Genomic DNA, 19,204 nt, shown 5'->3' with positions numbered 1-19,204 from the left:
GGTTTCAGAACGGCTTAGGGATTCCCCTAGGTAGGCACCTCCTGCCTACACTGGAGCGATGTCCAATACACCCACAGCGCCCGCCGTGCAGCATTTCAGGCAAGCCCTGCTCTGGCCCTTGCGGCTGATGCCGGCGCCCGATGCCAAGCCGGCGCACCACGGTCCGTGGCACCTGCTGCGCGAGATGGGCGATGCATCGCCCTGGCGCGAGGAGATCGACGAATACACCGGCGACAGCAGCCGCTTTCACGAGCGGCACTACAACGAGTTCGTGAGCTTCCTGCCGTATGTGCAGCGCTTCCTGTACGGCGAGGGCCGCTCCAAGGGCAAGAGCGGCGAAGAAGGCGGCAACGACGGCGACTCGCCGATGCGCATCTTTAGGCGGCGCGACGTTGCGGCCGTGCGGATGGTGCCGCAGGCCGGCGACGCGCCCATCACGCTCGACGTGGTGCATTGCGACCTGTACTTTTTCTTCGACATCGACGTGGTGCTGCTCAACCTGGAAGTCGGCGCGGACAACCTGAGCCTTGCGCAGGCGCAAGACCTGCTCTACCGCTTCGGCCGCGCCTACCCTGCCGGCTGGAGTGCCGACGGCAACGCGCTGCATTGCATGGCCAGCGTCGAGTGGCTGGCCGCCGACGGCAGCGTGCTCGCACGATCGGATGCGCAGCAGCGCGACGCATTTCTCTCGCACGTGGCCGAGCATCGCGCGCCGCGCATTTCGGCCCACTGGGCCTACCTGATGCAGCCGCTGGTGAGCGACCATTCCGACGACCCGGGCGTGCTGCGCTACCGGCAGATCGAGTACTACCGCATGCCCGTGATGGCCTACCTTTCGCTCGATGACCCGAAGCGCCTCTCGCGCAACGACTTCATCCGGCTTGGCCTGGTCACCGGCGCCGCCGAGGCCGATGCGGCGCGCGATGCCCACCTGCCCTATGCGGAGCAGCACCTTGCAGACTTCGAACACAAGTACTGCTACGACCGCTTCTGGGTCGACGCCGGCGCTGCGCCGAACACGCGCTACCTGTGCAACGGCCACGCGCTGATCGTGGTCGGCGATGCGCGCTCCGAATTCTTCTGCTGCCGCGACCGCGGCGTGCTCGCGCAGTTCAGGCACCAGCACTTCCTGCTGTTTCTCATCGCGCATTTCCAGAAGGCATCGCTGCTGATGTTCTCGGACCAGCTGGTGGAGGCGCTCAAGCGGCTCGACATTCGCAGCACCCCGAGCGTGAAGCAGTTCAAGCGCGCCATCCGTTCGAGCTTCGAGCGTTTTCTGCGCTTTACCCACCGCTACTGGTTCCACGAGATTTCCGAGCAGGCGCAGGTGCGGGCGCTCTCCCACATGTGCACCACGCACCTCGGCCTCGATCCGCTCTACGACGAGGTCAAGTCGCGCATCGCCGACATGAACACCTACCTCGATGCGGACAGCCTGCGCCGGCAGGCAAGCACCGTGGTGCGGCTCACGGTGGTCACGCTGTTCGGCCTGATCGGCACTGTCACCACGGGCTTTCTCGGCATGAACCTGCTGGCCGAGGCCGACGCACCGCTGTGGCGCAAGGCGATCTGGTTCGGCGTGGTGTTCGTCTTCACGACCTGGCTCACGATCTACACAATGGTGAAGTCTCAGCGCCTGTCTGACTTCATCGATGCGCTGTCTAATGATCGGCTGGGGTTTCGCGGGAAACTCGGTGCGCTGGCGCGGGTTTGGCGGTCGGGGGCTGATTGATCTTCGCGTGTGCGTTGTTCAGGGCGGCGCACCCGCCGACGGGGTACCTTACTCCGCGAATGTCCCCCGGCCTGCGGCCTCCTCCTTTATTTCGCTGCGCAAGGCACCCCGCCAGCGGGCGCGTGATCCAGAGCCGTGGTTGATCAGCGGAACACCAGCAGCGTGCCCCGGTGCACAGGGCATCGGGTGCTCCCCGCAGCGAAATAAAGGAGGGGGCGAAGCCGGGGGACATTCGCGGAGGGGAGTACCCGGTGGCCTTTGCACACGCCCAGAAAAACCCCAAACCACACCTCAGAACTAAGATCTCCCCGCCCCCGAAAAAGCCCTACCAAATGCGCATAGCCCTAGTCTCCGACATCCACGGAAACCTCCCCGCACTCGAAGCCGTGGTCGAAGACATTGCCCGCCGCGGCGCGGATGTCATCGTGAACCTGGGCGACAGTCTCTCCGGTCCGCTGATGCCGCTGGAGACCGCACAGTTCCTGATGGCGCAGGACTGGGTTCATCTCGCGGGCAACCATGAACGCCAGTTGCTCACAACGCCTGCGGAAAAGCGCGGCCCCTCCGATGCGTTCGCGCATGCCCGGCTTGGCGCGAAGGAGTTCGAGTGGATGGCGTCGCTCGGGCACAGCCTGCGCTTCAGTCCGGAAGTCCTGCTCTGCCACGGCACGCCTTCCAGCGATCTCGAATACTTTCTGGAGACCGTGGAGCCCACGGTGTTCCGCGCTGCAACGCAGGCGGAAATCGATGCACGCCTCGGCCAGGTCGATGCGCAGTTGATTGCCTGCGGTCATACGCATGTACCGCGCGTGGCGCATGCATCCGGTGGGCAGCTGATCGTCAATCCGGGAAGCGTGGGCCTGCCGGCCTACGACGACATTCATCCGTATCCGCACGCCGTGGAAACCGGCTCGCCGAACGCGCGCTATGCCATCGTGGAACGGCACGAAAGCGGCTGGGCCTCCCGGCTGATTGCGGTGCCTTACGACCACACGGCCATGGCGGCACTGGCGCTGAAAAACGGGCGGCCGGACTGGGCCCATGCGCTCGCAACCGGGCGCATGCCCTAGGCTTTCAGTTCAATCGCCGAACGCGATCTGAGCGCTGTCCACGGCGCTGATGCGCACACCGAAGCTGGTGATGTCAGCCAGCGTGGCATTGTGGTGCGCACGAATGAAGGCGCCCGTGGCGTGCGGCTTGTCGTGCGAAGTGTGCGCGTCGGCCGCAAGCATCACCTCATAGCCCAGCGCGGCGGCGCGGCGCACGGCGGTGTCCACGCAGAACTCCGACGAATAGCCGCAGATCACCAGGCGCCGCACAGCATGCCCCGTCAGCCACGCCTCGAGCGGCGTGCGCAAGAAAGAATCGGGCGTGGTCTTGCGGATCTTCGTGTCGCCTGCATCCACGTACAGCGCATCGGCAAGTTGCCAGCGTTCGGAGTCGAACTCCAGGTCGATCTCGTTCTCGTGCTGGATGAAAGCCACCGGCACACCGGACGCGCGTGCGCGCTCGGTCAGCGCATTGATGCGCTGGATCACCTGTTCTGCTTCGTAGGGGCGCGGCGGGTCGTCGCACAGGCCGCGTTGCATGTCGATGACGAGAACGGCAGTTTTCATGGGAGTGGAAAGCAAGCAGGCAAGGACTCGGGGCCGCCCCGAGTATGCCCCCGCCACCCGCCCAGCCGCCTCAGTTCCAGGCGCTGACTTCGAGCCGCACCTTGCCGCTGATGCCCGGTGCCGCCGCTGCCGCGCCCAGGCTCGAAAGCGGCACGATGCACTGCTGCTTGCCATTGGCCAGTTGCGTCGAGCTCATCGGCAGCGAGGCCTTGCCCGCGGTGTCGGTCTGCCAGCCGTATTTGATGTTCCAGTTCTGCGCCGGGTCGTCCGCCTGGGGCGGGGAAAGCTCGATGACCAGCGTGTCGCGGAACAGCGAACTGCCCTCGTAGTGCCCGTCGAGCCAGAACTTCTTGTTGACCTGGTAATCGGGCACGCGCACGCCGAGCGTCATGGCATAGGCCAGCGTCGGCCGGTCCTGCTTCACGCGCGCCTTGTTGGCCAGGAACACGGTCGACAGATAGATCGACCGGCGCTCGGGCTTGCCCGGGTCGGTGAGTTCCTTGTGCGTGCGGCAGGCGGGCGAATCTTCTTCGGCCACGCGCCGGCTCAGGTACCAGCGCTTGCCGCGCGGGGCGGCGAGCAGCTCGATTTGGTAGAGCGCATCGACATCGGCGTCCTTGGGCAGGTCGGGCGGGAGAGTCACGCCTTCCACGTCGAACCAGAGATCGACGCGCACGTCGCCGAACAGAAAGCGCACCAGGTTCTGGTACGCCTCCTCGGAATTGACGATGCCGAAGTACCCCGAGTGCGACCGAAAGGCGTAGGCGGTGGCCACGGGCTTGCTGCGCTTTGCCTCGTCGATAGACCAGAGCGAGGCGTTCTCGATGCGCACCAGCCCGTCGCTGCCGTGACCTGCGAACATGCGCGACAGGCCCTTGGCCGCTTCGTAGTCACCGCGGTTGGAGCCCACCATGCAGAAGAAGCGCTCGGCCGGAAAGGCCGCCGCGGGTAGAAAGTCCATGCGGCCGTCGACCGGTGCCGTGTCGAGGAACTCCGACATCTTCTCGCGGTTGAAGGTGTTCATCTCGTTTGCCGTGAGCCAGCTCGGCACGTTGACGCCGCCCAGGTCGATGCCGTTGTGCGGCGTGGCATAAGTGAACACCTTGTCGACGCAGGCGCGCGCGGCCGCGTCGCCGAGCGTGGGGTTCTGCAGAAAGGCCCGCACGACCAGCCCGCCCATCGAATGCGCCACCAGGTAGCAGCGAAAGTCCGCCGGCGAAAAAGCGGCGCCCTCGCGCAGCGCGACCAGGTCGCGCACGCGCAGGATCAGCTTGCTCAGACCCTGCGCATAGATCTTCACGTCGCGCGACTTGCCGTCGCCGAGCAGTTCGGAGCCGCTGTCGTAGTAGCGATAGATCACGACGGATGCGGCCGGAATGCCGTCCACGTCCTTGCCGGTTTCGTCGGGCGAGGGCTTCCAGTCGTTGTCCAGGATGTCCAGGCCGTTCTGGTAGACGCTCTGGTATTGAAAGTCCGCCAGGAGCCGCACCACCGGAGATTCGAAGACGAACTTCTGCGCCGGTGCGTCCTTCTTGACGGTAGCGCGGTATACGGTCGAGCCCACATTGAAGCCGCAGAACGGGTCGGCCGCCGTGTCGTCGCGTTCGGCCTCCGTCATGGCGTAGCCGCGCACATAGATGATGGGATAGCGGTTGCTGCTCATGGTGTGTGTCGCCTTTTCAACGGCCGCGAGGTTCGGCGCTTTTCAGTGTGCCGCGCGCCGCCGCTGCCGGCCATAGAACGCACGGCATACGACAACCGGCGCGGCAATGCCCCTTTGCGCCGAATGTTTCTGCCGTTGAAACCATTGGCAACGAAGCCGCGGCTAAGCTCGCGCCGCAAACACCTCGAACATCCGCATCCATGAATGACGCTGCCCGCCCCGTGTTCTCTCCGAAGCACCTCTTGAGCCGCTTTCGCAGCTACGGCACCTCGCTCTTCGCCGCAAGCTGCGCATTGGTCGCCGGCTGCGTGAGCAGCAGCGGGTGCGAGGCACGGTACGACGCATCGCCGCAGTTCAAGGGCTGCGGCTTCCAGAATCTGCCGAACCCGGAAGTCCTGCCTTCCGCCAGCGCCTGGCGAATCTGGTCGCGCTTCATCGTGGGGAGCAAGGTCGACACCGTGCCGGTCGATCCCATTCCCGTGCAGATGCTGAGCACCGCCGACCTGGATGCGCTCGACCCCAAGGCCAACCACGTGGTGCGGCTCGGGCATTCGTCGCACCTGCTCAAGCTGCAGGGTAAATATTGGTTGATCGACCCCGTGTTCAGCGAACGGGCATCGCCGTTCAGCTTCGCCGGGCCCAAGCGCTTCCACAAGCCGCCTCTCACGCTCGAGCAGTTGCCGCCCATCGAAGGGCTGATTCTTTCGCACGACCACTACGACCATCTCGACGTGGCGACCATTGAATATCTTGCGCAGCGTGTGCAGCGCTACTTCGTGCCGCTGGGCGTGCGCGCGCGCCTGCTGGCCATGGGCGTGCCGGCCGACCGTGTGACGGAGCTCGATTGGTGGCAAGGCGGCGAACACAACGGCGTGAAGCTCACCGCCACGCCCGCGCAGCACTTCTCGGGCCGCACGCTGACCGACAGGGACCGCACGCTGTGGGCCTCATGGGTAGTGCAAAGCGGCGACCAGCGCATCTTCTACAGCGGCGACTCCGGCTACTTTCCGGGCTTCAAGCAGATCGGCGAGCGCTTCGGCGGCTTCGACCTGGCACTGATGGAAAACGGCGCCTACGACGCCTACTGGCCCGCAGTGCACATGACGCCCGAGCAGAGCGTGCAAGCCTTCGAAGACCTGCGCGGCAAGGTGCTCTATTCGGTGCACAACACCACCTTCGACCTTGCCTTCCACACCTGGCACGACCCGCTGGACCGCATCGCCAACCTGTCGCAGGCCAGGAAGATCGAACTCGCGACGCCAGTGATCGGCGAAGTGCTCACGGTGGGCAAAGCCCGCACCAACGTGCGTTGGTGGGAAGGTCTGAAGTAAGGCGCTGCGGCAGGCCTAGCCGCGTTCCTTGCGTTCGCGCGCCCGGCGCTGCTGCCGGGTTTCATTGGCCTGCGCCGCAATGCGCTCTTTCTCGCGCTTCTTGGCCCCGCGCTTCAGGCGCATGTGGCGGCCGAACCAGAAGCTGCCAAGCCCCGTGACCACTGCGATCACAAGGCCGATGACGCTGATGTCGATGCCGCCCATCACAAAACCCGCACGATGCTCGTCGGCTTGAAGCCGAGGTCGGCCGCCTTGCCCTTGCGCGCGCGGCTGCCGCGCGCGTTGTTGAGCGTGCGGATCTCCAGGGTTTCGTCGCGCTCCTTGCCGCCGCGGCCAATGCCTTCGATCTTCACGCTGCGCGTGTAGGCCGCGGCGCCAGCGAGCGTGTCCTTCGCGTCGAGGTCGATCAGCGTAAGCCCGCGGCCGCCCTTCGGCAGGCTCTTGAGCTCGGCGATGTCGAAGGTCAGGATGCGGCCGCCGGTGGAGGCGCAGGCCACATGCGTGGCGGCGGGCATCGGCTCGGCGCCGCTCGCGCCGCCCACCAGCGAGGGACGGCAGAGCTGCTCGCCCTCGCCCACATCGATGAAGGCCTTGCCGCCGCGCTGGCGCGACATCATGTTTTCAACCGTGGCGATGAAGCCGTAGCCGCCGGTGTTGGCCAGCAGCACGCTCGCGCCCACCGGGCCGGCAAAGAAGTGCGTGACGTGCGTGCCGGCGTCCAGCTCGATGAGCGTGGTCACCGGCTGGCCGTCGCCGCGAGCGCCGGGCAGCGAGGCCACGGGCACGGTGTACACGCGCACGGTCTTGTCCTTGGCGCTGCCGAACACCAGCAGCGTGTCGACACTGCGGCACTCGAAGGCGCCGTAGAGTGCGTCGCCGGACTTGAAGCTGTATTCGGGCGTGGCCGAACCGTTGCCCGCCGCCTTCTCGCTGGCCCAGCCCTTCTGTGCGCGGACCCAGCCCTTTTGCGAAACGATGACCGTGACGGGTTCGTCGACCACCTTGACTTCGGCCACGGCGCGTTTCTCGGCCTGGATCAGCGTACGGCGCGGGTCCTCGAAGGTCTTGGCATCGGCTTCGATTTCCTTCACCAGCAGGCGGCGCAGGGCCGCGGGGCTGCCCAGGATGTCTTCGAGCTTTTTCTGCTCGTCGCGCAGGCCCTTGAGCTCCTGCTCGATCTTGATGGCTTCGAGCCGTGCGAGTTGGCGCAGGCGAATTTCAAGAATGTCTTCGGCCTGGCGCTCGCTGAGATTGAAGCGCGCAATGAGTGCGGCCTTCGGATCTTCCGCCGCGCGGATGATGGCGATCACCTCATCGATGTTCAGCAGCACCAGCTGCCGGCCTTCGAGGATGTGAATGCGCTCGAGCACCTTGTTCAGCCGATGCCGCGAGCGCTTCTCGACGGTGATCTCGCGGAACGCGATCCACTCGTTGAGCATCTGGCGCAGCGACTTCTGCGTCGGCTTGCCGTCGATGCCCACCATCGTGAGGTTGATTGGCGACGAGGTTTCGAGCGAGGTCTGCGCAAGCAGCGTGGTGATGAACTCTTCCTGGCTGATGCGCGAGGTCTTGGGCTCGAACACCAGGCGCACGGCGGCGTCCTTGCTCGATTCGTCGCGCACCACGTCGAGCACCGACAGCATCGCGGCCTTGAGCTGCGTCTGCTCGGCGCTCAGGGCCTTCTTGCCGGCCTTGACCTTCGGATTGGTGATTTCCTCGATCTCCTCGAGCACCTTCTGCGTGCTGACGCCTGGCGGCAGCTCATTGACCACCAACTGCCACTGGCCGCGTGCGAGGTCTTCGATCTTCCAGCGCGCGCGCACCTTGAGCGAGCCGCGGCCGGTGCGGTAGGCATCGGCAATGTCGGCCGGGCCGCTGATGATCTGTGCGCCGCCCGGATAGTCGGGGCCGGGCACGATCTGCAGCAGCTCTTCTTCGCTGAGCTTGCCGTTCGACTTGATCAGCGCCACGCAGGCGTCTGCAATCTCGCGCAGGTTGTGGCTCGGGATTTCGGTGGCCAGGCCCACCGCGATGCCGCTGGCACCGTTGAGCAGCGTGAACGGCAGCCGCGCGGGCAGCAGGCGCGGCTCTTCGGTGCTGCCGTCGTAGTTGGGAATGAAGTCGACCGTGCCTTCGTCGATCTCGTCGAGCAGCAGGCTGGTGATGCGGGCCAGGCGCGCTTCGGTGTAGCGCATGGCCGCGGCGCCGTCGCCGTCGCGGCTGCCGAAGTTGCCCTGCCCGTCAACCAGCGGATAGCGCTGCGAAAAGTCTTGCGCCATGCGCACCAGCGCGTCGTACGCCGCCTGGTCGCTGTGCGGGTGGAAGCGGCCCAGCACGTCGCCAACCACGCGCGCACTCTTGACGGGCTTGGCACCCACGGTGCCGCTGGTGCCGCCAAAGCCCAGACCCATGCGCGACATCGAATAGAGAATGCGCCGCTGTACTGGCTTCTGGCCGTCGGACACATCGGGCAGCGCGCGGCCCTTGACCACGCTGAGCGCGTATTCGAGATAGGCGGTTTGCGCGTAGTCGGCAAGGGTAAGGGTGGTGTCGCCGTCGGTGGGACCCTGGAGATCGAGCGGAGGTTGGGAGTCGTCCATGGAGAAGAGAGAAAGAGAAACAGTTGCTGGCTGTGCGCTTGCGCGCTCAGCCTAGTGTGAAAGCCTCATGCACAGCGGACTGCACGGAGCCGCCGAGCACCGCGCCGCCGCCGGCCACATAGATCCAGTCGCCGATCACCGCGGCGCCGACGGCGTGGCGCGGGGTGGTCATCGGCGCATGGCGCTGCCAGGTGTCGGCCGCGGGGTCGTAGCTTTCCATCTGGCCGAACACCTTGGCTTGGCGCGGCACCCCGCCCACGAGGAACCCGCCCTCTCCGCCCATGGCGAAAAGGCGGCCCCGGTAGACCACGAGGCCGTGTCCAGAGCGCGCGGTGGGCAGCGGTGCGCGCGGCTCCCACGTGTCGCGCGCGGGCAGGTAGACGTGGTGCAGGTCGGTGTTGTATTCGAAGGTGTTGAAGCGCCCGCCAATCACGTGGATCTGGCCCCCATGCGCCACGCAGCCGACATGGTCGCGTGCGCCGGGCAGCGGCTTGCGGGCGCTCCAGCGGTCGGCTTTCGGGTCGTACACCTCGTGCCAGCCGACGCTCGCGCGCTCGGCCGCGGGCTCGGAGGCGCCGCCAATCAGGTGCAGTTGACCGTCCAGCATCACGGCGGCGGCCGCCCCGCGCGGGCGCGGCAACGGCGCGATGGCGGTCCAGCGGTTGGCCGCTATGTCGTAGACGTAGGCGTTGGTGTCGGAGCGGCGGTTCTGCTCGACGAAGCCGCCCAGTGCATAGACGCGGCCCTCGTCGGCCGCCACCGCTACATGGTTGGCGCCGCGCGGCAACGGTGTGCCATCGAGCCATCGGTCGGCCTTCGGGTCGTAGATGTGGTGGTAGTCGCGGTTCACGGCGCCTTCGCCATAGCCGCCGACCACGTGCATGCGGCCCTGCGCCGCGGTGGCCCAGGCCATCTCGCTGCGCGGAATCGGCAAGGCGGCGCGCGTCACCCACCGTCCGGCGGGTCCGGCCGGTGCGGGGCTGTCCGTCACGCGTTGCGCCTCCTGCTCGGGCGTCATGTGATGCGGCACGCCGCCTTGCAGCCGCGCATACGGCTCTTTCGACGAAGGCACCACCGGCAGCGTGTCGTGCGAGGCCGCATGCTGCGCGCGCGCAGCGCCGCTCACCGCGCAAGCGGCGGTCGCAAGAACGAAGCGTCGGCGTTGCATGACGGACTCCTCCATCGACGAATAAAGGCGGGAACTCGGCATCAGGACACCGGCATTTCCGCTGCGCCGTCCGGCACCGCCGGCTGCTCGGAAGCCTCGGGCATGGCCGGCATGCTGCTTGGCGAGTCGGACGGCATGTTGCCACGGCCCATCGCCCCGCCCTTTGGAACCACCAGTTCCATGCGGATGCGGCCCGGCGCCTTGCCGCCGCGCACGCCGCTCGCGCTGCCGCCGCCATCCGCCGCCAACGCTGCCGATGGCTTCAGGTACGCATAGAGCCGCAGCACCGTCTGCACGTAGTTCTGCGTTTCCTTGTAGTTCGGGATCTTGTTGCCCGCGCGCTGCACGGCGCCCTCGCCGGCGTTGTAGGCGGCAAGCGCCAGCTCGATCTGGCCCGGGAACATCGCGATCAGGTCGCGCAGGTAGCGGGAGCCGGCGGCAATGTTGATGCGCGGATCGAACAGCTTCTTCTCGATGGTGCCGCGCTTGTCCGCCGCAACACCGTAGCGCTGCGCGGTGGCCGGCATGAGCTGCATGAGTCCCATCGCGCCCTTGGGCGAAACGGCCTGCGCGTCGAAGCCCGATTCGGTGGCGATGAGCGCCTGCAGCAACTCGTAGTCGATCGAATGCTTGTTTGACGCATCGCGAAGCGCGGCCTTCGCGGTCTTGTAGCTTGGCGAGGCTTCGAAGAGCGCAAGCAAGGTCTGCGAAGCCGGCGGCACCTTGCCGTCGAGCTTGCGCCCACCGCGGCCGAGCGGCGAAATTCCCTTGGCCGTGTCGAAGCTCTGCCCGCCGCGAAAGAAGAGCTGGTAGCGCTCGTCGATCTTCTCGGAAGCGAAGTGCGCAACGCCCTTGCTGTCGATGTAGCCGTAGATGTCAGCGGCGTGCGCAAGCCCCTGCTGCGTGCACAGCAGCAAGGCCAGGAGCAACGGACGCATGAAATCTGAAATTTTCACGAGGATGGTCAAACATCGATATCGACATCGTCGGCGCGCAGTTCCATGAGTTCGCGCCGCGCGGCTGCCTCGCCCTTGCCCATGAGCTTGGTGATCTCCCCTTGGGTGGACGTGAAGTCGAAGCGCCCCAGCTGTACCTTCATGAGGCGCCGGGTATCCGGATTGAGCGTGGTTTCCCACAATTGTTCCGCGCTCATTTCGCCCAGGCCCTTGAAGCGGCTGATGCTCCAGGCGCCTTCGCGCACGCCGTCCTTGCGCAATTTGTCGAGTGTGGCGGTCAGTTCGCCTTCGTCAAGCGCATAGACCTTGGAAGCCGGCTTCTTGCCGCGCGCCGGGGCATCGACACGGAAAAGTGGCGGCTTTGCGACATACACGTGGCCGGCTTCGATGAGTTTCGGAAAGTGCCGGAAAAACAGCGTGAGCAGCAGCACCTGGATGTGCGAGCCGTCCACGTCGGCATCGGAAAGGATGCAGATCTTTCCGTAGCGCAGGCCGCTCATGTCGGGCGTGTCGTTGGGGCCGTGCGGGTCGACGCCCACGGCCACCGAGATGTCGTGGATTTCGGTGTTGGCAAAGAGCCGGTCGCGCTCCACTTCCCAGGTGTTGAGCACCTTGCCGCGCAAGGGCAGGATGGCCTGGCTTTCCTTGTCGCGGCCCATCTTGGCGCTGCCGCCGGCGGAGTCGCCCTCGACCAGGAAGACTTCGTTGTGGCTCGTGTCCTTGCTTTCGCAGTCGGTCAGCTTGCCGGGCAGCACAGCCACGCCGGAGCCCTTGCGCTTTTCGACCTTCTGGCCAGCGCGCTGGCGCGTTTGCGCGGCCTTGATGGCGAGCTCGGCGAGCTTCTTGCCGTAGTCGACGTGCTGGTTGAGCCACAGCTCGAGCGCGGGGCGCACGAAGCTCGACACCAGCCGCACCGCGTCGCGCGAGTTGAGGCGTTCCTTGATCTGGCCCTGGAACTGCGGATCGAGCACCTTGGCGCTCAGCACATACGAAGCGCGTGCGAACACGTCTTCGGGCAAGAGCTTTACGCCCTTGGGCAGCAGCGAATGCAGTTCGATGAAGCCCTTCACCGCGGTGAAGAGGCCGTCGCGCAGGCCGCTTTCATGCGTGCCGCCGGCGCTGGTGGGAATGAGGTTGACGTAGCTCTCGCGTACCGGCTGGCCGTCTTCGGTGAAGGCGACGCACCAGTCGGCGCCCTCGCCTTCGGCGAAGTTGTCGGCGTTCTTGTCGGCATGGCCGCTGCCTTCGAACAGCGGAATCACCGGGTCGCCGTTGAGCGTCTGCATCAGGTAGTCGCTCAGGCCGCCCTTGTAGAGCCACTGCTGCGTTTCCTTGGTCTTCTCGATCGTGAGCGTGACGCTCACGCCGGGCATGAGCACGGCCTTGCTGCGCAGCAGGTGGGTGAGCTCGCCCATCGGCAAGGCCGCGGTTTCGAAGTACTTGGCATCGGGCCAGGCGCGCACGGTGGTGCCCTGCTTGCGTTCGCCGGCTTCGAGCTTGCGGATTTCGAGCGCCTCGATCACATCGCCGGCGCTGAAGGCCAGCCTGGCCACGGAGCCTTCGCGGTGCGAAGTGACTTCGAGCCGCTTCGACAGCGCATTGGTGACCGACACACCCACGCCGTGCAGGCCGCCCGAGAAGCTGTAGGCGCCGCCGGAGCCTTTGTCGAACTTGCCGCCCGCATGCAGCCGGGTGTAGACCAGCTCGATCACGGGCGCCTTTTCTTCGGGATGCAAGCCAAAGGGAATGCCGCGGCCGTCGTCCTCGACGCTGACCGAGTTGTCGGCGTGCAGGGTGACCTTGATCTTCTTGCCGTGGCCGGCCAACGCCTCGTCGGCAGCGTTGTCCAGCACTTCCTGGATGATGTGCAGCGGGTTGTCAGTCCGGGTGTACATGCCCGGGCGCTGCTTCACGGGCTCGAGGCCCTTGAGCACGCGGATGGAACCTTCCGAGTACCCGGAGGACGCGGACGATGAACTGGGGGGAGTCTTGGGGGGAGTCGCCATGGGGGCGGATTGTAGTCAGTCGATGCGAAATGACTGGATACCCATACAGGAACACCGCCCCGGCCCGGTCGACGGCCCACCCGCCCGGACTTACTTGTCGACGATGACCTGGCCCGCGTAGGCGAGCCAGCCCATTTCGGATCGGGCCTTCTCGGGCGCTTCGAGATTGAGAACGATGCTCCCGACCGCCAGCCCGAACGAGGGCGACATGCGCACGTACTTCGTCTCTCCGTCTGCCAGCGGCACTTCGAGCGTCTTGCGCAGGTCGCTGGTCGTGGCGGCCTGGTAGGTGCCCGCGGGACGGTCCACGAAGAAGAAGCTGCCGGGCTTCGAGGAGCCGACGCCGAATTTGTCGATGCGGACGCCAGGCTGCAGCGCTGCGCCGAAAGGACCCGCGGCACGGAAGAAATAGATGCGGCCGTTGCCCGGCTTGAGCTTGGGGATGACGTTGCCCATCTCCTGGAACTTGGGGCCGCTCGGGGTGCTGGCGCAGCCGGCAACCGCAAGCGCCAGCACCGAGAGGGCGGCGAACTTCAGGATGGTTCTTCTCATGAATCGGAATCCTTGCAGGCAGTGGCGTGGAGGAAGCGCAAATGTAACCAATTACAAGCAAAATCCGGCAGGAGACGCGTCGCTGCCTTGATGCGTACGGCGCATCGATCTGGCCCCAACAAATCATCAATGGCCTTTGCCCCCGCACCGCCTGCCCAAGTAGCAAATCAGTACATTCAAAGACATGCAAGCCTCTTCCCCCACTCTCTCGGTCAAGCAGGTGCTGATCTGCGGCGCCATGATCGTCACGCTCTCGATGGGCATCCGCCACGGCTTCGGGCTCTGGCTGCAGCCCATTACTCAGGCGCAGGACTGGAGCCGCCAGACCTTCTCGTTCGCGCTTGCGGTGCAGAACCTCTCGTGGGGCATCTTCGGCGTGTTCGCGGGCATGGTGGCCGACCGCTTCGGGGCATTCCGGGTCCTTGTGGCGGGCACGGTGTTCTATGCACTGGGCCTGCTGGGCATGGCGTATTCGCCCACGCCGCTGCTGTTCACCCTGAGCGCCGGCGTGCTGATCGGCGCGGCGCAGGCGGGCACGACCTATGCCGTCGTCTATGGCGTGATCGGGCGCCAGATTCCGGCCGAGCGGCGCTCGTGGGCCATGGGCGTGGCAGCGGCCGCGGGCTCGTTTGGGCAGTTCCTGATGGCGCCGATCGAAGGCCGCTTGATCGGCCACCTGGGCTGGCAAACCGCGCTGGCGGTGGTGGCCGTGCTGGTGCTGGTGATCGTGCCGCTAGCCTTCGGCCTGCGTGAGCCGCGGCAAGGGGCCTTGGCCGGACACCGCGAGCAATCGGTGCTGCAGGCGGTCGGCGAGGCATTCCGCTACCCCAGCTTCGGCCTGCTGATGGCGGGTTATTTCGTATGCGGCTTCCAGCTGGCATTCATCGGCATCCACATGCCGACCTACCTGCGCGACCAGAAGCTGCCGGTCGAGGTGGCGGGCTACGCACTGGCGCTGATCGGGCTCTTCAACGTATTCGGCACCTATACCGTGGGACTGCTGGGCCAGAAGCTGGCCAAGCGCAAGATCCTGGCGGCCATCTACTTTGCGCGGGCGGTCTCGATCGTGCTGTTTTTGCTGGTGCCGATCTCGCCGCTCAGCGTGTATGTTTTTTCGGCGGCCATGGGCTTTCTGTGGCTTTCGACGGTGCCCGCAACCAACGCGATCATCGCGGGCATCTTCGGCGTGGCGCACCTGTCGATGCTCAGCGGCTTCGTGTTCCTGAGCCACCAGGTCGGCTCGTTCATCGGCGTGTGGCTTGGCGGCTACCTGTACGACACCACGGGCAGCTACGACATCGTCTGGTACATCGCGATTGCCCTTGGCGTGTTCGCAGCGCTGATCAACCTGCCGGTCAAGGAAGGCGCCATTGCGCGGGCGGCGCGCCCGGCCGTTGTGCCGGGCTGATCCAACGGCGGACAATCGCTCCATGACTCCGCAAATGCGCCATCACCTTTCGCACGCCGGCTGGCTCGCTGCCGCAGTGGCGGTGCTGGGCGGCGTTTTCGCGCTTTACGTCCATCCGGACTTCCTGGTGACGCTGGTCGACCAGGTTTGGTCGTGCTTCTGACTGCTATGAAAGACATAGCAGCCTTGCACGGCGGACTTGCTCCGTCGGAATGGATCGTGCGGTGGTCGCACCTGCTCGTGCCCGGCAGTACCGTGCTCGACGTGGCCTGCGGCCAGGGGCGCCACATGCAGTGGTTTGCCAGGCGCGGGCATGCAGTGATGGGCGTCGACCGCTCCACCGAAGCGACTGAAGCCGCAAGCGCCTTCGGCCGCACCCTTACCGCCGACATCGAAACGGGCCCCTGGCCTTTCGCGGGCCAGTCTTTCGGCGCGGTGGTCGTCACCAACTACCTGTGGCGGCCGCGCATGGCCGACATCGTGGCCGCGGTCGCGCCGGGTGGCGTGCTGCTCTACGAAACCTTTGCCGCCGGCAACGAAACGGTGGGCAAGCCCTCGCGCCCGGACTTCCTGCTGCAGCCGGGCGAGCTGCTGGACGCCTGCCAGGAGCTGCGCGTGGTGGCCTACGAAGACGGTTTTCTTGCGGAGCCGGATCGCTTCGTGCAGCGCATTGCCGCGGTTCGTGCCGGCAGCGCCGCCTCGGGTGCGCCCGAACGCCGCCTGCTGCGGGCAAACTGACCCCGCCGGCGCGGCTGTTTCCGGGGGCGCCGGAGTAAGTAGAATCGGCGCTTTCGTCCACCGACAGAGAGATTCCCCCTTGGAGCAACTGACAGGCAGCATCGTCGCTCTCGTCACGCCGATGCACGACGACGGCAGTGTCGACTATCCCGCCCTGCGCCGGCTGATCGACTGGCACATCGACGAAGGCACCGACTGCCTTGGCGTGGTCGGCACCACCGGCGAATCGCCCACGGTCGACGTGGAAGAGCACTGCGAAATCATCCGCGTGTCGGTCGAGCAGGCCAAGGGCCGCGTGCCCGTGATGGCCGGCTGCGGCGCCAATTCGACCAAGGAAGCCATCGAGCTTGCCAAGTTCGCCAAGGGCGTGGGCGCCGATTGCCAGCTTCAGGTGGTGCCCTACTACAACAAGCCGACGCAAGAAGGCCAGTACCAGCATTTCAAGGCCATTGCCGAAGCCGTGGGCGACCTGCCTACCGTGCTTTACAACGTGCCCGGCCGCACCGTGGCCGATATGGCGCACGACACCGTTCTGCGCCTGGCCCAGGTGCCCGGCATCATCGGCATCAAGGAAGCGACCGGCAACATCGAGCGTGCCCAGTGGCTCATTCGCGACCTGCCCAAGCACTTTGCCGTGTATTCCGGCGACGACCCGACGGCGGTGGCGCTCATGCTCTGCGGCGGGCAAGGCAACATCAGCGTCACGGCCAACATTGCCCCGCGCAAGATGCACGAGCTGTGCGTTGCGGCCATTGCGGGCGACGTGCGCAAGGCGATGCAGATCCAGTTCGAGCTGATGCCGCTGCACCGCAACCTGTTCGTCGAACCCAACCCGATTCCTCTCAAGTGGGCCATGTCCAGGCTCGGCCTTTGCGGCGGCACCCTGCGCCTGCCGCTCACCGAACTGGCTGAAACGAACCAACCCGTGGTCGAGGCCGCCCTGCGCGCCTGCGGCCTGCTCAAGGGCTGAGCCCGCTTCCTCCTCCCCAATACTCCCATCTCTTTTCTCCCTGCCGCATCGAGGTTACGCAACCTTTTGCCTGAACCGTGCTCAGAGAGTGCGGGCAATGCGGCCCCATAGATTGATCGAACCCATTCCAACAAGGAAGACGACGTTGAAGAACCTTTCGCACATCTCGCGATTCGCACTGCTGGCCCTCGTTGTCAGCCTCGCCGCCTGCTCCGTTCTCGAGGGCGACAAGATCGACTACAAGAGCGCCGGCAAGGCCCCCACGCTCGAAGTCCCGCCCGACCTGTCTCAGCTTTCGCGCGAGAACCGCTATGCGGTTCCGGGCGGCGCGGTCACCGCCAACGCCTACCAGGCCGGCGCAACCAATGCACCGGGCATTCCGACGGCGGTGGCCAACATCGGCGACGTGCGCATGGAACGTTCGGGCACGCAGCGCTGGATCGTCATCAACCGTACGCCCGACCAGCTCTGGGATCCGGTGAAGGACTTCTGGCAAGAGAGCGGCTTCCTGCTGACCACCGAGCAGCGCAACCTCGGCATCATGGAAACCGACTGGGCCGAAAACCGCGCCAAGCTGCCGCAGGACATCATCCGCGGCACGCTGGGCAAGTTGGTCGACTCGGTCTATTCGACCGGCGAGCTCGACCGCTTCCGCACCCGCCTGGAGCGCACGCCCAATGGCACCGAGATCTTCGTGAGCCACCGCGGCATGCAAGAGGTCTACAACAACAGCCGCCAGGACCAGACCGTGTGGCAACCCCGCCCAAGCGACCCTGAACTCGAAACCGAGTTCCTGCGCCGCCTGATGGTCAAGCTCGGCGTTTCGCAAGAACAGTCGAAGATCCTGGCCGCCACCAGCGCACCGACCAAGACCGCCACGGTTTCCAACGCCGGCGGCCAGCCAGTGGTGCAGATCAGCGAGGGCTTCGACCGCGCATGGCGCCGCGTGGGCCTGGCGCTCGACCGCACCGGCTTCACCGTGGAAGACCGCGATCGCAGCGCCGGCATCTACTACGTGCGCTACGTGACGCCCAACGCGGACAAGAAGGAACCCGGCTTCTTCGGCAAGCTGTTCGGCAGCAGCTCCAGCAAGAACGAAGCACCCATCAAGTTCCGCATCCTCGTGAAGGGCCAGGGCGAATCGACCACCGTCTCGGTGCTGAACGAATCCGGCGCACCCGAAACCTCGGCCAATGCGCAGCGCATCGTCCAGGTCATTGCAGACGACCTGAAGTAATCCGCATGCTCCGCTTCCGAAGCCTCGGCAGCGGCAGCACGGGCAACGCCGCGCTGGTCGAAGCGACCAGCGGCGGCCGCACCTCCCGGCTCCTGATCGACTGCGGCTTCGGCCTGCGGCAACTCGATCTGCGGCTTGCCAGGGCAGGCCTCGCAGCCACCGATATCGACGCGATCTTCGTCACGCACGAGCACGGCGATCACATCGGCTGTGCCCATTCGCTGTCGCGGCGCAACCGCATTCCCGTGTGGATGAGCGAAGGCACCTGGCTTGCCACCGGCGGGCGCGACTTCGAAGGCCGGCTCAACCTGGCACGCGACGACGCCGAGTTTGCGGTCGGCGACATTGCGGTGCAGCCCTTTACCGTGCCGCACGACGCGCGCGAGCCGCTGCAGCTGCGCTGCTCCGACGGCGCGCGAACGCTGGGCGTGCTCACCGACCTCGGCCATGCCACAGCCCATGTGCTCTCAAGGCTCAGCGGCGTGCACGCGCTGCTGCTCGAGTTCAACCACGACAGCGAACTGCTCGCCAATTCGGCCTATCCGGCCTTTCTGAAGCTGCGCGTCGGCGGCAAGCACGGCCACCTGTCGAATGAAGCCGCTGCGGACATTGCGCGCGCGGTTCGGCACGAGGGCCTGCGCCACGTGGTTGCGGCGCACCTGAGCGAGCAGAACAACCGGCCCGACATCGTGCGGCGCCTCATGGCCGAGGCCCTCGGGGGCCACGAGGCCGAGATGCTCACGGCCAGTGCATCGGAAGGTTCGCCCTGGCTGGACGTCTGATCGTTCGCCTCTTGCCCGCTGTGGGGCACCATGCAAAAAACCGCCGTGAGGCGGCTTTTTTGCTGGGTGAATGAAAGCCCGCTGGGCGTTCGTCCTTACTGCTTCGGCGCTTCGTTCTTCTTGGCAGCCTCGGTGGCGGCATTGGCCGCATCGAGGGCAGAGGAAGCACCCGGCGAAGGCGTTGTTGCAGCCGACGGATCGGTGGTCGTCGAGGGTGCCGGAGCAGCCGCGGGCGGTGCGGGAGCCGGTTCGGTCACCGGTGCGGGCGGCGGGGTCACAACCGCCGGCGCAGCATCCTCTTTCTTTCCGCAAGCCACGAGTGCGGCAGCGGCGATCAACGAGGCCAGCAGGACGGATGACGGCTTCTTCATGGAAACTCCTTTGCAATGAATGTCTGGACGAAAAAATTCTAGACCCGCATCACTGCCCGTTTGTGTCTCGCGCC

General features: G+C 65.9%; 18 protein-coding genes. 9 read left to right on the top strand and 9 right to left on the bottom strand.

Annotated features, from left to right (window positions below; genetic code table 11):
* The first annotated feature begins 58 nt into the window (after positions 1 to 58).
* Together V9L20_RS08295 and V9L20_RS08290 are read left to right on the top strand one after the other, a co-directional pair.
* The gene (locus V9L20_RS08295) at positions 59 to 1,732 is read left to right on the top strand and encodes a hypothetical protein (protein WP_337296209.1); all 1,674 of its coding nucleotides are present in this window, start codon (positions 59 to 61) and stop codon (positions 1,730 to 1,732) included.
* A 332-nt stretch (positions 1,733 to 2,064) separates the two neighbouring features.
* Positions 2,065 to 2,802 (top strand): metallophosphoesterase family protein, encoded by a 738-nt coding sequence (locus V9L20_RS08290; protein ID WP_337296208.1) that lies wholly within the window; start codon positions 2,065 to 2,067, stop codon positions 2,800 to 2,802.
* 9 nt (positions 2,803 to 2,811) lie between these two features.
* Here the strand turns inward: V9L20_RS08290 and V9L20_RS08285 are convergent, their stop codons facing one another.
* Together V9L20_RS08285 and V9L20_RS08280 are read right to left on the bottom strand one after the other, a co-directional pair.
* Positions 2,812 to 3,348, bottom strand: a complete 537-nt coding sequence (locus tag V9L20_RS08285; RefSeq protein ID WP_337296207.1) for a cysteine hydrolase family protein — start codon at positions 3,346 to 3,348, stop codon at positions 2,812 to 2,814.
* 70 nt (positions 3,349 to 3,418) lie between these two features.
* Positions 3,419 to 5,011 carry a hypothetical protein gene (locus V9L20_RS08280; RefSeq protein WP_337296206.1) on the bottom strand — a complete coding sequence of 531 codons (1,593 nt, stop codon included), beginning with the start codon at positions 5,009 to 5,011 and terminating at the stop codon, positions 3,419 to 3,421.
* Positions 5,012 to 5,211: 200 nt separating this feature from the next.
* On the opposite strand from V9L20_RS08280, the gene V9L20_RS08275 reads away from it, so the two are divergent.
* Complete coding sequence (locus V9L20_RS08275) at positions 5,212 to 6,342, top strand: MBL fold metallo-hydrolase (protein ID WP_337296205.1); 1,131 nt, start codon at positions 5,212 to 5,214, stop codon at positions 6,340 to 6,342.
* Positions 6,343 to 6,357: 15 nt separating this feature from the next.
* Here the strand turns inward: V9L20_RS08275 and V9L20_RS08270 are convergent, their stop codons facing one another.
* The 6 genes from V9L20_RS08270 to V9L20_RS08245 form a co-directional block, all read right to left on the bottom strand.
* Positions 6,358 to 6,546, bottom strand: coding sequence for a hypothetical protein (locus V9L20_RS08270; protein WP_337296204.1), 189 nt, complete (start codon positions 6,544 to 6,546; stop codon positions 6,358 to 6,360).
* Entirely contained in the window at positions 6,546 to 8,942 is a 2,397-nt protein-coding gene (parC, locus tag V9L20_RS08265; RefSeq protein WP_337296203.1) for a DNA topoisomerase IV subunit A, read from the bottom strand. The genes V9L20_RS08270 and parC overlap by 1 nt, the downstream gene beginning before the upstream one ends.
* A 46-nt stretch (positions 8,943 to 8,988) precedes the next feature.
* Entirely contained in the window at positions 8,989 to 10,110 is a 1,122-nt protein-coding gene (locus V9L20_RS08260; RefSeq protein ID WP_337296202.1) for a Kelch repeat-containing protein, read from the bottom strand.
* 41 nt (positions 10,111 to 10,151) lie between these two features.
* Positions 10,152 to 11,048: a lytic transglycosylase domain-containing protein gene (locus V9L20_RS08255; RefSeq protein ID WP_337296201.1), complete on the bottom strand. Its 897-nt coding sequence runs from the start codon at positions 11,046 to 11,048 to the stop codon at positions 10,152 to 10,154.
* Positions 11,049 to 11,074: 26 nt separating this feature from the next.
* Complete coding sequence (locus V9L20_RS08250; RefSeq protein WP_337296200.1) at positions 11,075 to 13,072, bottom strand: DNA topoisomerase IV subunit B; 1,998 nt, start codon at positions 13,070 to 13,072, stop codon at positions 11,075 to 11,077.
* 90 nt (positions 13,073 to 13,162) lie between these two features.
* Positions 13,163 to 13,624: a DUF2846 domain-containing protein gene (locus tag V9L20_RS08245; protein WP_337296199.1), complete on the bottom strand. Its 462-nt coding sequence runs from the start codon at positions 13,622 to 13,624 to the stop codon at positions 13,163 to 13,165.
* Between the two features lie 184 nt (positions 13,625 to 13,808).
* Here V9L20_RS08245 and V9L20_RS08240 point away from each other — a divergent pair, with 184 nt between their 5' ends.
* The 6 genes from V9L20_RS08240 (at position 13,809) to V9L20_RS08215 (ending at position 18,759) form a co-directional block, all read left to right on the top strand.
* Positions 13,809 to 15,032: an MFS transporter gene (locus tag V9L20_RS08240; protein ID WP_337296198.1), complete on the top strand. Its 1,224-nt coding sequence runs from the start codon at positions 13,809 to 13,811 to the stop codon at positions 15,030 to 15,032.
* A 22-nt stretch (positions 15,033 to 15,054) separates the two neighbouring features.
* Positions 15,055 to 15,195, top strand: a complete 141-nt coding sequence (locus V9L20_RS08235; RefSeq protein ID WP_165442097.1) for a hypothetical protein — start codon at positions 15,055 to 15,057, stop codon at positions 15,193 to 15,195.
* A gap of 5 nt (positions 15,196 to 15,200) precedes the next feature.
* Positions 15,201 to 15,770 (top strand): class I SAM-dependent methyltransferase, encoded by a 570-nt coding sequence (locus V9L20_RS08230; protein WP_337296197.1) that lies wholly within the window; start codon positions 15,201 to 15,203, stop codon positions 15,768 to 15,770.
* Positions 15,771 to 15,813: 43 nt separating this feature from the next.
* The gene (dapA, locus tag V9L20_RS08225) at positions 15,814 to 16,740 is read left to right on the top strand and encodes a 4-hydroxy-tetrahydrodipicolinate synthase (RefSeq protein WP_443098559.1); all 927 of its coding nucleotides are present in this window, start codon (positions 15,814 to 15,816) and stop codon (positions 16,738 to 16,740) included.
* Between the two features lie 145 nt (positions 16,741 to 16,885).
* Complete coding sequence (gene bamC, locus V9L20_RS08220) at positions 16,886 to 17,977, top strand: outer membrane protein assembly factor BamC (protein ID WP_258507788.1); 1,092 nt, start codon at positions 16,886 to 16,888, stop codon at positions 17,975 to 17,977.
* A gap of 5 nt (positions 17,978 to 17,982) precedes the next feature.
* Entirely contained in the window at positions 17,983 to 18,759 is a 777-nt protein-coding gene (locus V9L20_RS08215) for an MBL fold metallo-hydrolase (protein ID WP_337296196.1), read from the top strand.
* A 95-nt stretch (positions 18,760 to 18,854) separates the two neighbouring features.
* Here V9L20_RS08215 and V9L20_RS08210 read toward each other — a convergent pair whose 3' ends face one another.
* Complete coding sequence (locus V9L20_RS08210; RefSeq protein WP_157614681.1) at positions 18,855 to 19,130, bottom strand: hypothetical protein; 276 nt, start codon at positions 19,128 to 19,130, stop codon at positions 18,855 to 18,857.
* Positions 19,131 to 19,204: the final 74 nt, after the last annotated feature.

The sequence above is a fragment of the Variovorax sp. CCNWLW225 genome, from assembly GCF_037204045.1.
Classification (GTDB): domain Bacteria; phylum Pseudomonadota; class Gammaproteobacteria; order Burkholderiales; family Burkholderiaceae_C; genus Variovorax.
This window is presented reverse-complemented; position numbering and strand designations above follow the sequence as displayed.

Coding starts and splice junctions, on each gene's coding strand:
- V9L20_RS08295 (WP_337296209.1), top strand. CDS start 59: ATGTCCAATACACCCACAGCGCCCGCCGTGCAGCATTTCAGGCAAGCC.
- V9L20_RS08290 (WP_337296208.1), top strand. CDS start 2,065: ATGCGCATAGCCCTAGTCTCCGACATCCACGGAAACCTCCCCGCACTC.
- V9L20_RS08285 (WP_337296207.1), bottom strand. CDS start 3,348: ATGAAAACTGCCGTTCTCGTCATCGACATGCAACGCGGCCTGTGCGAC.
- V9L20_RS08280 (WP_337296206.1), bottom strand. CDS start 5,011: ATGAGCAGCAACCGCTATCCCATCATCTATGTGCGCGGCTACGCCATG.
- V9L20_RS08275 (WP_337296205.1), top strand. CDS start 5,212: ATGAATGACGCTGCCCGCCCCGTGTTCTCTCCGAAGCACCTCTTGAGC.
- V9L20_RS08270 (WP_337296204.1), bottom strand. CDS start 6,546: ATGGGCGGCATCGACATCAGCGTCATCGGCCTTGTGATCGCAGTGGTC.
- parC (WP_337296203.1), bottom strand. CDS start 8,942: ATGGACGACTCCCAACCTCCGCTCGATCTCCAGGGTCCCACCGACGGC.
- V9L20_RS08260 (WP_337296202.1), bottom strand. CDS start 10,110: ATGCAACGCCGACGCTTCGTTCTTGCGACCGCCGCTTGCGCGGTGAGC.
- V9L20_RS08255 (WP_337296201.1), bottom strand. CDS start 11,048: ATGCGTCCGTTGCTCCTGGCCTTGCTGCTGTGCACGCAGCAGGGGCTT.
- V9L20_RS08250 (WP_337296200.1), bottom strand. CDS start 13,072: ATGGCGACTCCCCCCAAGACTCCCCCCAGTTCATCGTCCGCGTCCTCC.
- V9L20_RS08245 (WP_337296199.1), bottom strand. CDS start 13,624: ATGAGAAGAACCATCCTGAAGTTCGCCGCCCTCTCGGTGCTGGCGCTT.
- V9L20_RS08240 (WP_337296198.1), top strand. CDS start 13,809: ATGCAAGCCTCTTCCCCCACTCTCTCGGTCAAGCAGGTGCTGATCTGC.
- V9L20_RS08235 (WP_165442097.1), top strand. CDS start 15,055: ATGACTCCGCAAATGCGCCATCACCTTTCGCACGCCGGCTGGCTCGCT.
- V9L20_RS08230 (WP_337296197.1), top strand. CDS start 15,201: ATGAAAGACATAGCAGCCTTGCACGGCGGACTTGCTCCGTCGGAATGG.
- V9L20_RS08215 (WP_337296196.1), top strand. CDS start 17,983: ATGCTCCGCTTCCGAAGCCTCGGCAGCGGCAGCACGGGCAACGCCGCG.
- V9L20_RS08210 (WP_157614681.1), bottom strand. CDS start 19,130: ATGAAGAAGCCGTCATCCGTCCTGCTGGCCTCGTTGATCGCCGCTGCC.